Below are 12325 nucleotides of genomic sequence, written 5' to 3' on the forward strand. Positions count from 1 at the left end.
GGGCCGAGGCCGTCCCCGAGTACGCCCAGGGCGAAGCTACCGGCCGGTAAGAGCCTGTGGTTCCGTCCTGATTCCCAGGGAATTGGCCCGATGGCCGTCCCACGGGGCGGGCGGTCGGCTGGCCGAAGCTCCCGGGCCCGTTAGGCTCAGGAGACGCAGGGCCGATGAAGACCATGCAAGCCATGCGCAAGCCCGCGCCCCCAGTGGTGCACGCCATGCGCCCCTAGCGTCACATCCCAGAAGGAGATGCTCGTGCCGTCCATCGACGTCGTCGTAGCCCGGGAAATCCTGGACTCCCGAGGCAACCCCACGGTCGAGGTCGAGGTCGGCCTCGACGACGGGTCCACCGGCCGCGCCGCGGTCCCGTCCGGCGCCTCCACCGGTGCCTTCGAGGCCATCGAACTGCGTGACGGAGACGCCAACCGCTACGGCGGCAAGGGTGTCGAGAAGGCCGTCCTCGCCGTCATCGAGCAGATCGGCCCGGAGCTCGTCGGCTACGACGCCACCGAGCAGCGCCTGATCGACCAGGCGATGTTCGACCTCGACGCCACCGACAACAAGGGCTCGCTCGGCGCCAACGCCATCCTCGGCGTCTCCCTCGCCGTCGCCCACGCCGCCTCCGAGGCGAGCGACCTGCCGCTCTTCCGTTACCTGGGCGGCCCGAACGCGCACCTGCTGCCCGTTCCGATGATGAACATCCTGAACGGCGGGTCCCACGCGGACTCCAACGTCGACATCCAGGAGTTCATGATCGCCCCGATCGGCGCGGAGTCCTTCTCCGAGGCGCTGCGCTGGGGCGCCGAGGTCTACCACACGCTGAAGAAGGTCCTGAAGACCAAGGGTCTGTCGACCGGCCTCGGCGACGAGGGCGGCTTCGCCCCGAACCTGGAGTCGAACCGCGCCGCCCTCGACCTCATCGTCGAGGCCATCAAGCAGGCCGGTTACGTCCCCGGCGAGCAGATCGCGCTCGCGCTCGACGTCGCCGCGTCGGAGTTCTACAAGGACGGCACGTACGAGTTCGAGGGCAAGTCCCGCTCGGCCGCCGAGATGACCGAGTACTACGCCGAGCTCGTCGAGGCCTACCCGCTCGTGTCCATCGAGGACCCGCTGTTCGAGGACGACTGGGCGGGCTGGAAGGTCATCACCGACAAGCTGGGCGACAAGGTCCAGATCGTCGGCGACGACCTCTTCGTCACCAACCCCGAGCGCCTGGCCCGCGGCATCGAGGAGGGCTCCGCCAACGCCCTCCTGGTCAAGGTCAACCAGATCGGCTCCCTGACCGAGACCCTGGACGCCGTCGAGCTGGCCCAGCGCAACGGCTTCAAGTGCATGATGTCGCACCGCTCCGGCGAGACCGAGGACGTCACCATCGCCGACCTCGCCGTCGCCGTGAACTGCGGCCAGATCAAGACCGGCGCCCCGGCCCGCTCGGACCGCGTCGCCAAGTACAACCAGCTCCTTCGCATCGAGGAGATCCTCGACGACGCGGCGGTGTACGCGGGCCGCTCGGCGTTCCCGCGCTTCAAGGGCTGAGCCCTAGCCAGTCGTACGTACGTCCCCGTACTCGGTCCCGTACCGTGTGCGGGGACGTACGCGCGTACTGGGGAGGCGAGACACATGGCCGGGAAAGTCCGGGACAAGGACCGGTTCTCCACGGCGACCCGGCTGCGGCTGCTCGGCGAGCAGACCGCCGAGCGCGTCTACCGCTCGCAGACCAAGCGCCAGGCCCGCCGCTCCCGGCTCACGGGCCGGGCCGCGCTCCTCGTGCTCGTCGTCTGCTCGCTGGTCGTGGCCCTCGCCTATCCGATAAGGCAGTACGTGTCGCAGCGCGCCGACATCGCCGAGCAGCGGCAGAAGCAGTCCGAGCACCGCGAGAACGTGGAGCGGCTGCGCGACGAGAAGGCCCGCTGGCAGGACGACGCGTACGCCGAGCAGCGCATCCGGGACCGGCTGCACTACGTGAAGCCCGGCGAGACCGGGTTCACCGTCATCGACCCGGCGGCCACCGACGGCCACCGCGGGGACGAGGGCGCGGCCGACCGGCCCTGGTACGCGAACGTCTGGGACGGCGTCGACGAGGCCGACAGGGCCGGTGTCGCCGAGCGCGCCGACGACAATTGACACCGTCAGTCCAGTACGAACAGTCCAGTACGACCAGTACGAAACGAAAGACAGGCATGCAGACGCCCCCGCCCCAGACCGAGCCCACCGCGCCCACGGACGCCGACATCACCGCGTTCCAGGAGCAGCTCGGGCGCCCGCCGCGTGGTTTGCGCGCCATCGCGCACCGCTGCCCCTGCGGCAACCCGGACGTGGTCGAGACGGCGCCCCGGCTGCCCGACGGCACGCCGTTCCCGACGACGTACTACCTGACGTGCCCGCGGGCCGCGTCGGCGATCGGGACGCTCGAAGCGAACGGCGTCATGAAGGAGATGACGGAGCGGCTCGGCACCGATCCCGATCTCGCCGCCGCGTACCGGGCCGCCCACGAGGACTACATCGCGCGGCGCGACTCCATCGAGGTGCTCGAAGGCTTCCCCTCGGCCGGTGGCATGCCGGACCGCGTGAAGTGCCTGCACGTCCTCGTGGCCCACTCGCTGGCCGCGGGCCCCGGCGTGAACCCCCTCGGCGACGAGGCGATCGCCCTCCTGCCGGAGTGGTGGCGGAAGGGCCCTTGCGTGGGCCCCGCCCAGGACTGACCTGCCGCACCCGGCACCGGGGCGACCCTGGCCCGCCGCTCCGCGACGGGCCCGCCCGCCCTCACCACCTGCGGCAGGCCGGAGCGTGGGCACAGCCCCGTCCCACGGCACCGTAACGACATAGGAGAACGCCCGATGACCCGCGTGGCAGCCATCGACTGCGGCACGAACTCGATCCGTCTGCTCGTGGCCGACGCCGACCCCGCGACGGGGCAACTGGTCGACCTGGACCGCCGGATGGAGATCGTCCGGCTGGGGCAGGGCGTGGACCGGACGGGACGGCTCGCGCCGGAGGCGCTGGAGCGGACGTTCGCGGCCTGCCGCGCGTACGCCGAGGTCATCAAGGAACACGGCGCGGAGCGCCTCCGCTTCGTCGCCACCTCCGCCTCCCGCGACGCCGACAACCGCGACGAGTTCGTGCGCGGCGTCCTCGACATCCTCGGCGTCGAACCGGGGGTGATCAGCGGCGACCAGGAGGCCGAGTTCTCCTTCACGGGCGCGACCAAGGAGCTCAAGGGCCACCCGGACATGGCGGGCCCGTACCTCGTCGTCGACATCGGCGGCGGCTCCACGGAGTTCGTCGTCGGCGACGACAACGTCCGCGCGGCCCGCTCCGTGGACGTGGGCTGCGTGCGGATGACGGAGCGCCACCTCGTCCGGGACGGCGTGGTCCTCGCCGACCCGCCCACCGAGGCCCAGCTGGCCGCGATCCGCGCGGACATCGAGGCGGCCCTCGACCTCGCGGAGGAGACGGTCCCGCTGCGCGAGGCGCACACCCTCGTGGGCCTCGCGGGCTCGGTCACCACGGTCGCCGGCATCGCGCTCGGCCTGGACGCGTACGACTCCGCGGCGATCCACCACTCCCGCTTCCCCTACGCCCGCGTGGCGGAGATCGCCGACATGCTGGTGCGCTCCACGCACGCCGAGCGCGCGGCGATCCCCGTGATGCACCCGGGCCGGGTGGACGTCATCGCCGCGGGTGCCCTCGTCCTGCTCGCGATCATGGAACGGGCCGGTGCGGCCGAACTGGTCGTGAGCGAGCACGACATCCTCGACGGCATCGCCTGGTCGATCGCCTGACCCGCACCCGGGACGGGCTTCACGCGGATCCGACGGGCCCTGCCGTACCGTGAACGGCTGAGCGCGCAAGGCGACGTCTGAGCGGCCCGGAGGGGTTGGAACGCCTCCTTCCGAGGCGCCGCCGAGAAAGTTCGTGAAGTTCTTCACAAGGAAATCGGCCCTGTTGGGCGAGGTTTTGAGGAGTTCGGCCCGGGAACGGGCGGGGTGCGGGCCCGAAGGCGGGCGCCGGGAGTGCTTCCGCCGTGTTGCCGGGGTGTGAACGACGGTGTGGTTCACCGGGCGGCGGAGCCAGGAGCGGCAGCTCACGAGGGGTTGACAACGACTCGCGTGGGGCGGTGGTTCCCCCGTGCGGTCATGACCTCCGTCACGTGGGCGGCGAAGTGTAGCAGAGGCCCCGCCCATGCTTGTGAAGGGGCGCACGAGCGACCCCCGGGGAGGGGGTGGATACTCGATGGCATGAGCACCACGGAGCGTCCCAGGATCCTCGTAGTAGGCGGTGGGTACGTAGGCCTGTACGCAGCTCGACGCATTCTGAAGAAGATGCGCTACGGAGAGGCGACCGTCACGGTCGTCGACCCGCGCTCGTACATGACGTACCAGCCCTTCCTCCCCGAAGCCGCGGCCGGCAGCATCTCGCCTCGGCACGTCGTCGTCCCGCTGCGACGCGTGCTGCCCAAGGCGGAAGTCCTCACCGGCCGGGTCACCACCATCGACCAGGACCGCAAGGTCGCCACGATCGCGCCGCTCGTCGGCGAGGCGTACGAGCTGCCGTTCGACTACCTGGTCATCGCGATGGGCGCGGTCTCCCGCACCTTCCCGATCCCCGGTCTCGCCGAGCAGGGCATCGGCATGAAGGGCATCGAGGAGGCCATCGGCCTGCGCAACCACGTGCTCGAGCAGCTCGACAAGGCCGACTCCACGACGGACGAGGAGGTCCGCCGCAAGGCGCTGACCTTCGTCTTCGTCGGCGGTGGCTTCGCCGGTGCCGAGACCATCGGCGAGGTCGAGGACATGGCCCGCGACGCGGCCAAGTACTACAAGAGCGTGACGCGCGAGGACATGCGCTTCCTGCTCGTCGACGTCGCCGACAAGATCCTCCCCGAGGTCGGCCCGAAGCTCGGCGCCTACGGCAAGGAGCACCTGGAAGGCCGCGGTGTCGAGGTCTACCTGAAGACCGGCATGGACTCCTGCGTCGACGGACACGTGGTCCTCAACAACGGCCTCGAGGTCGACTCCAACACCATCGTGTGGACCGCCGGCGTCAAGCCGAACCCGGCCCTCGCGCGCTTCGGTCTGCCGCTCGGCCCCCGCGGCCACGTCGACACCCAGACGACCCTCCAGGTCCAGGGCACCGACTACATCTGGGCCGCGGGCGACAACGCCCAGGTGCCGGACGTCGTCGGCCGCAAGGCGGGCAACGAGAACGCCTGGTGCCCGCCCAACGCTCAGCACGCCCTGCGCCAGGCCAAGGTCCTCGGCGACAACGTGATCTCCGGCATGCGGGGCTTCCCGCAGAAGGAGTACAGCCACGCCAACAAGGGCGCGGTCGCGGGCCTCGGCCTGCACAAGGGCGTCGCGATGATCGTCATGGGCAAGATGAAGATCAAGCTCAAGGGCCGTCTCGCCTGGTACATGCACCGCGCGTACCACGGCATGGCGATGCCGACGTTCAACCGCAAGATCCGCGTCTTCGCGGACTGGACGCTCGGCATGTTCCTCAAGCGCGAGGTCGTCTCGCTCGGCGCCATGGAGACGCCCCGCGAGGAGTTCTACGAGGCCGCCAAGCCGGCCCCGAAGCCCGCGGTCAAGGCCGAGGCTCCGGCCGCCCCGGTCGAGGAGAAGGCCGCTTCCTGACGGCAGCCGCCAGGGCCGCCCGACGGCCCGCAGCAAGACCCGCAGTACAGCGCGAAAGGGTCCCCGCCATCCGTGGTGCGGGGGCCCTTTCGGCGTTCCCGGCAGCCCCTAGATGCCTGCTACATGCATTTTGCATATTCGTAACGGCGCAACGGGACTGCGCGGGCGGCCCGTTGGTGTTTACGTGGTGCTGGACCGTTCCGTTCCGGGATCCGATCACGGAGGTGTGCGCCATGCAGGACGCCGCACTGCGGCTGCAGAACCTTGCCGAGCAGTTGGTGGGAACCGAGCTGCCGGTTCGAATCCGGGCCTGGGACGGTTCGGAGGCGGGGCCGCCGGGCGCCCCCACCCTCGTCGTACGCCACCGCCGCGCCCTGCGCCGACTGTTGTGGAAGCCCGGCGAGCTGGGGCTCGCGCGGGCCTGGGTGGCCGGGGACATCGATGTCGACGGCGATCTGTACGCGGCCCTCGACCTGCTCGCCGAGTTCATCTGGGAGCGCGCGGACGACGCCCCGGGCCTCACCGACAGACTCCGCGACCCGCGGGTCAGGTCCGCCGCCCGCTCGCTGCTCGCGCTCGCCGCTCCGTTCGTGCCGCCGCCCGTGCCCCGCGAGGAGATGCGCAGGCCCGGCAGGCTGCACCGGCACACCAAGGGCAGCGACAGGAAGGCCATCAGCCACCACTACGACGTCGGCAACGACTTCTACGAGCTGGTGCTCGGCCCCTCGATGGTCTACTCCTGCGCCTACTGGGAGTCCCCGGACTCGACGCTGGCCGACGCCCAGCGCGACAAGCTCGACCTCATCGCCCGCAAGCTCGCCCTGAAGCCCGGCATGCGGCTCCTGGACGTCGGCTGCGGCTGGGGCTCCATGGCCATCCACGCCGCCCGCGAGTACGGCGTCCGCGTCGTCGGCGTCACGCTCTCCCAGGAGCAGGCCGCGTACGCCAGGAAGCGCGTCGCCCAGGAGGGCCTCACCGACCGCGTCGAGATCCGCGTCCAGGACTACCGCGACGTCCGCGACGGCCCGTACGACGCCATCTCCTCCATCGGCATGGCCGAACACGTCGGCGCCGAGCGGTACCTGGACTACGCCGGTGACCTCTACGCCCTCCTGAAGCCCGGCGGCCGCCTCCTGAACCACCAGATCGCCCGCCGCCCCCAGCTCGACGAGTCCGCGTACTCCGTCGACGAGTTCATCGACGCCTACGTCTTCCCCGACGGCGAACTCGCCCCCCTCGGCACCACCGTCGGCCTCCTGGAACGCGCCGGCTTCGAGGTCCGCGACGTCGAGTCCATCCGCGAGCACTACGCCCTCACCCTGCGCCACTGGGTCACCAACCTGGAGGCGAACTGGCCCCGCGCGGTCCGCCTGACCACCCCCGGCCGCGCCCGCATCTGGCGCCTCTACATGGCGGCGTCGGCCCTGGCCTTCGAGAACAACCGCATAGGGGTCAACCAGGTCCTGGCGGTCCGCACACCGCAGAAGGGCAGGTCGGGCATGCCCCTGCGGGCGAGGACCTGGAGGGAACCAAGCCCGTCCGGCGTGTGAGGACGAGCCGCGAAGCGGCACCAAGAGGGGCCAGGGGGCGCAGCCCCCGCAGGACGACGGTGGGGCCCGGGGTGACTGTCACCCCGGGCCCCACCGCCTCAGCACAGCGCCGGCGTCACTCGGACTTGATGGCCTGCAGCGGGTTGAGGCGAGCCGCGCTGCGCGCGGGCCACACCGCGGCGAGGACACCGACCACCGCCGCGATGGCGAGGAAGACCACGATCCGCCCGACGGGCACCTCCATGGAGTACGTGGTCACGGTCCCGGAGATGCTGTCCCCGGCCACCCATCCGAGGAACAGGCCGAGTCCCACGCCGAGCACCGCGCCGAACAGCGAGATGACGACCGACTCCAGGCGCACCATCTGCTTGATCTTCGCGCGGTCGAGCCCGATCGCGCGGAGCATCCCGATCTCGTGCTTCCGCTCGAAGACGGACATCGCCAGGGTGTTGATGACACCGAGGACGGCGACGAGGATCGCCATGGCGAGCAGGCCGTACAGCATGTTCAGGAGCATGTTGATGGCGCCGCCGACCTCGTTGCTGATGTCGTCCTTGTCCTGGATCTTGATGGCGGGGTTGTCGCCGAGGGCCTTCACGATGGCGTCCTCGGCCTTGTCGGACGCGCCGTCCTTCATCTTCAGCAGGAGCTGCTGGTCCTGGACCTTCGACAGGTGCGGGGTGACGACGGAGACCGGGGCGAAGAGCCCGTCGAGCATCTCGTTGGACTTGTAGACGCCCGCGACCTTCAGGCGGGTGGTCCTGTCGTCGTCGAACTTCACCGGGACGGTGTCCCCGGCCTTCAGGCCCTTGGCGTCGGCGGTCTCCTTGTCGACGAGGACGGCGTCGCCCTTGAGCCCGGCGGCGGAGCCGCTGGTGAAGTCCAGGCCGACGAGCTTGTCGAAGGCCTTGGGGTCGACGCCGGAGATCCGGGTGTCGCGGCCGTCGGCCTCGCCCCAGGTGGTGCGCAGCGGGCTGCTGGCCTCGACCTCGGGCAGCTCGGCCAGCTTCTCGTGGACCTTGGGGGTCAGCGGCTGGAAGTTCGCCATCGAGACGGCGTAGTCGGCCTTCAGGGAGTCCGTGGCCATCTTGTTGATGGCGCTGCCCATGGAGACGGCGACGACGGTCATCGCGGTGATGAGGGTCAGGCCGATCATCAGGGCCGACGCGGTGGAGGCCGTGCGGCGCGGGTTGCGGACCGAGTTGAGGCGGGCCAGCTTGCCGGTGACGCCGAAGGGCTTCAGGAGCGGGCCCGCGGCGGCGATGAAGGGGCGGGACAGCAGCGGCGTGAGGACGATGACGCCGACGAGGATCGTCGCGGCGCCCCCGGACTTCACGTAGTTGTCCTCCATGAACAGCATGACCGCGCCGAGGGCGACGATGAGCGAGCCGATGGTGTTGCGTACGACCAGGCCGCGCACCGTGGGCGAGGCGTGCACGGCGTTCATCGCGGCGACCGGCGGGATCTTCGCGGCGCGACGGCCGGGCAGCCAGGCGGCGAGCATGGTCACGACCACGCCGATGACCAGCGCCGTGACGATGGTGGTCGGGCCGATGACGAGCGGGCCGTCGGGCAGCGAGGCGCCGCCCGCGTTCATCAGGGACTCCAGGCCGACGGCGACGCCGATGCCGAGGGCGAAGCCCGCGACGGCGGCGACCAGGCCGACGAGGAAGGCCTCGATGAGGACCGAGCGCGTGACCTGGCGGCGGGACGCGCCGACGGCGCGCATCAGGGCCAGCTCCTTGGTGCGCTGGGCGACCAGCATGGTGAAGGTGTTGGCGATGATGAAGATGCCGACGAACAGCGCGATGCCGGCGAAGATCAGCAGCACCTGGCTCATGGAGCTGGTGTTCTGCTCGATCATGCGGTCCTGCTCGTCCTTGAGCGAGGTGCCGGTCTCGGCCTCGGTGTCCTTCGGCAGGATCTTCTCGACGGCGCTCTTCAGGGCGGTCTCGGACGTGCCGGCGGCGGCCTTCACGTCGATCTCGTCGTACGTCATGTTCTTCTTGCCGAGGACCTTGCGCGCGGTGTCGTTGTCGAAGACGACGAGGCTGCCGCCCGCGACGACGCTGCCGTCGTCGGTGTCGAAGATGCCGCTGACCTTGGCGGTCCGCACCGGTCCGTCGGTGGAGTAGCGGACCGTGTCGCCGACCTTGAAGCCGGTGCGGTCGGCGGTACGGCTGTCCAGGGCGATGTCACCGGCCGACTTCGGGGCCGCGCCCTCGGTGAAGTCGTAGCGCGGGTCCTTGCCGCCCTCGCCGGGGAAGTAGTTGGAGCCCGTGGTGCCCCACTCGCCACCGACCAGCTTGCCGTCCTTGTCGGCGAGGGCGGTGAAGCCGGAGACGCTGCCGAGGGCCGCCTGGGCGCCGGGCAGCTTCCCGGCGCGGCTGAGCAGGGAGTCCGTCAGCCGGTCCGGCTGCTTGGCCTCCTGGCCGTCGTCACGGGAGCCGCCGTCGGGCTTGATGGCGACGGAGACGTGGTCGAAGCTCTTCGCCGACTTGTTCTTGTAGGCGGAGCCGAAGGTGTCGGTGAAGACCAGGGTGCCGGAGACGAACGCGACGCCGAGCATGACGGCGAGTACGGTCATCAGCAGCCTGGCCTTGTGCGCGAGCACGTTGCGCAGGGCGGTACGGAACATGGGTGAGAGTCCAGGTGAGTGTGCACGGTGAGGGGAGCGCCCCGAAGGGGCGCGGGGAACTGCGCGACCAGCCACAACAGGCCCGCAGCCCCGGCGAGAGCTCAGCCCTCGCGGCGGTGGGGCGACCGGCGGGGCCGACCAGCGCTAGCTCGTCCGGCCCTTCGCGTCGAAGTCCTTCATCCGGTCGAGGACCCCGTCCGCGGTCGGCTGGATCATCTCGTCCACGATCCGCCCGTCGGCGAGGAAGATCACGCGGTCCGCGTACGAGGCGGCCACCGGGTCGTGGGTGACCATCACGACGGTCTGGCCGAGCTCACGCACCGAGTTGCGGAGGAAGCCGAGCACCTCGGCGCCGGACCGCGAGTCCAGGTTTCCGGTCGGCTCGTCACCGAAGATGATCTCGGGCTGGGAGGCGAGGGCGCGGGCCACGGCGACGCGCTGCTGCTGGCCGCCGGACAGCTCGGTGGGCCGGTGGGAGAGGCGCCCGGCCAGGCCCACCATGGAGATGACCTGCTCCAGCCACTGCTTGTTCGGCTTGCGGCCGGCGATGTCCATGGGCAGCGTGATGTTCTCCAGGGCGGTCAGCGTGGGCAGCAGGTTGAACGCCTGGAAGATGAATCCGATCTTGTCCCGGCGGAGCTTGGTGAGCTGCTTGTCCTTGAGCGTGGAGAGCTCGGTGTCCCCGATGCGCACGGAGCCGCCGCTGAAGCTGTCCAGACCCGCCACGCAGTGCATCAGCGTGGACTTGCCGGAGCCCGAGGGGCCCATGATCGCGGTGAACTCGCCCTGCCCGAAGTCCACGGAGACGTGGTCCAGAGCGACCACCTGGGTCTCACCCTGGCCGTACACCTTGGACAGATCCGTGGCGCGGGCGGCCACCTGGGTGGCGCGGGCGGCGAAGGAAGTGGTGGTGGTCACGGGCGGGTGCTCCTGTCGGGACGGCGAGTGGGTACGTACTCCATCGTCACGGCGGAACGGCTCCGTGGAGTCAGCCGCTGTTCCGGTTCCTGGGGGCGACTCCGGTCGGACTCGGTGGGGGCATGTCATACCTGGGGATGACGGCCCGCCCCTACTCGGGACCGGGGGCGGGGGCCCTGGCGCGGGCGTTCACGAGGTCCTCGCGCGGGTGGCCACGAGGGGCTTCGCGCAGATGTTCACGAAGCCTTCGGGCAGGAACCACCGCAGGGGCCACCACAGGGGTCATGAGGGGGCGCTAAAGGGGCGCGAGGAGGCGGCGCGGACGTGTCGCCCGTGGACGGCTAAATTCCGTCAATTCCCTCACCGGCGCGCGCCCCTGCTCACAAGGCCGATGGCAAGTACCACCGGCCAGTACCGCGTGCTGATGCACCCTCAGACGTCAATAAAATAAGACAACGTCGGGCTGTCGTTCCGCTGTTCGGGGGATGCCTCCCGATAGGGTCGAAGCCTTGTTGCGGAGCCCACGCACCTGCCCGGATGGTGGAATGCAGACACGGCGAGCTTAAACCTCGCTGCCCCTTAGCGGGCGTACCGGTTCAAGTCCGGTTCCGGGCACCTCCGCCTCCTCTCCGCTTCGCGCGCACGCGGCGTGCAGCATGCGCACCGCGTGCGTGACGGTCTGTCAACTCGCCTGCGCCTGCTCGCTCTTGATGATCGCGAACGCCGCTCCCGCGGGGTCGGTCAGCATGGCCATCCGGCCGATCCCCGGAGCGTCCATCGGCGGGATGAGCGTCGTGCCCCCGGCCTGAAGCGCCTTGGTGCAGACCGCGTCGCAGTCGGCCACCTCGAAGTACGGATGCCACTCCGGGCCCGAGCCCGCGTCCAGGTTGTCCTGGTGGAGCTGCATGAGGCCGCCGTGGCTGTTCTCCTCCGTGCCACCCGCGGGGGTCAACACGGTGTACGTCATGTCCGGGCCCATCTCCACGTCGGTCAGCTGCCAGGAGAACACCGCGCGGTAGAAGTCCTTGGCCGCTGCCGCGTCCGTGGTGTACAGCTCGGCCCAGGTCAGCGAATGGGGCGTGCTGACGAGGTCCACGCCCTTGGTGTCGCCCGGCTGCCAGACGGCGAAGTCCGCGCCCGCCGGGTCGCTGAACTGGCCCATCCGGCCGAAACCGAAGACGTCCCCCGGGGGCACCCGCACCCGGCCGCCCGCCTGCTCGACGGCCTTGGCGGTGGCGTCCGCGTCCGCCGTGTGGAAATACAGCGTCCAGGCGGAGGACGCGCCCTCCTCGGTCAGCGGGCCGAGCCCGGCGACGGTCTTGTCGTCCTGCACGAAGAAGCCGTACCCGCCGCTCTCCGGGCCCGCCGACTGGAACTGCCAGCCGAAGACGGCGGAGTAGAAGGACACCGCGGCGTCGGTGTCCCGGACACCGAGATCCAGCCAGTTCGGGGCGCCGGGGACGAAGTCGGTGGAAAGCATGTCCTGCCCTTCGAAGGTGGGTTCCTGGGCTCTTCTCAGCATGGCAGCCACCCCTGACAACCGCGCCACGAGCGCGGGGGCACCAGGGGCACGGAGTCGGCCCCGG

9 protein-coding genes and 1 tRNA gene are annotated in these 12325 nt (G+C 70.3%); 7 read left to right on the forward strand and 3 right to left on the reverse strand.

Going from position 1 to position 12325, the window contains the following annotated elements; all coding sequences use genetic code 11:
- Positions 1–246: 246 nt before the first annotated feature.
- From eno to QUY26_RS23670, 6 genes are all read left to right on the forward strand, one after another.
- Positions 247–1533 carry a phosphopyruvate hydratase gene (gene eno, locus QUY26_RS23645; RefSeq protein ID WP_289949905.1) on the forward strand — a complete coding sequence of 429 codons (1287 nt, stop codon included), beginning with the start codon at positions 247–249 and terminating at the stop codon, positions 1531–1533.
- Between the two features lie 84 nt (positions 1534–1617).
- Complete coding sequence (locus QUY26_RS23650) at positions 1618–2121, forward strand: FtsB family cell division protein (RefSeq protein ID WP_289949907.1); 504 nt, start codon at positions 1618–1620, stop codon at positions 2119–2121.
- A gap of 56 nt (positions 2122–2177) precedes the next feature.
- Entirely contained in the window at positions 2178–2699 is a 522-nt protein-coding gene (locus QUY26_RS23655; protein ID WP_289949909.1) for a DUF501 domain-containing protein, read from the forward strand.
- Between the two features lie 135 nt (positions 2700–2834).
- On the forward strand, positions 2835–3779 hold the full coding sequence (locus tag QUY26_RS23660) for a Ppx/GppA phosphatase family protein (protein ID WP_289949911.1): 945 nt from the start codon (positions 2835–2837) through the stop codon (positions 3777–3779).
- A 456-nt stretch (positions 3780–4235) separates the two neighbouring features.
- Positions 4236–5633, forward strand: a complete 1398-nt coding sequence (locus tag QUY26_RS23665) for an NAD(P)/FAD-dependent oxidoreductase (protein WP_289949914.1) — start codon at positions 4236–4238, stop codon at positions 5631–5633.
- A gap of 233 nt (positions 5634–5866) precedes the next feature.
- Complete coding sequence (locus QUY26_RS23670; protein WP_289949916.1) at positions 5867–7183, forward strand: SAM-dependent methyltransferase; 1317 nt, start codon at positions 5867–5869, stop codon at positions 7181–7183.
- Positions 7184–7298: 115 nt separating this feature from the next.
- Here the strand turns inward: QUY26_RS23670 and QUY26_RS23675 are convergent, their stop codons facing one another.
- A complete protein-coding gene (locus tag QUY26_RS23675; protein WP_289949917.1) occupies positions 7299–9821 on the reverse strand; it encodes an ABC transporter permease in 2523 nt (840 codons plus the stop codon).
- Positions 9822–9965: 144 nt separating this feature from the next.
- Positions 9966–10739 (reverse strand): ABC transporter ATP-binding protein, encoded by a 774-nt coding sequence (locus QUY26_RS23680; RefSeq protein ID WP_289949919.1) that lies wholly within the window; start codon positions 10737–10739, stop codon positions 9966–9968.
- Positions 10740–11270: 531 nt separating this feature from the next.
- Here QUY26_RS23680 and QUY26_RS23685 point away from each other — a divergent pair.
- Positions 11271–11354, forward strand: a tRNA-Leu gene (locus QUY26_RS23685).
- Positions 11355–11421: 67 nt separating this feature from the next.
- Here QUY26_RS23685 and QUY26_RS23690 read toward each other — a convergent pair.
- Positions 11422–12219, reverse strand: a complete 798-nt coding sequence (locus tag QUY26_RS23690; protein ID WP_289949922.1) for a VOC family protein — start codon at positions 12217–12219, stop codon at positions 11422–11424.
- Positions 12220–12325 lie beyond the last annotated feature (106 nt).

Source organism: Streptomyces flavofungini (assembly GCF_030388665.1).
Taxonomy (GTDB): domain Bacteria; phylum Actinomycetota; class Actinomycetes; order Streptomycetales; family Streptomycetaceae; genus Streptomyces; species Streptomyces flavofungini_A.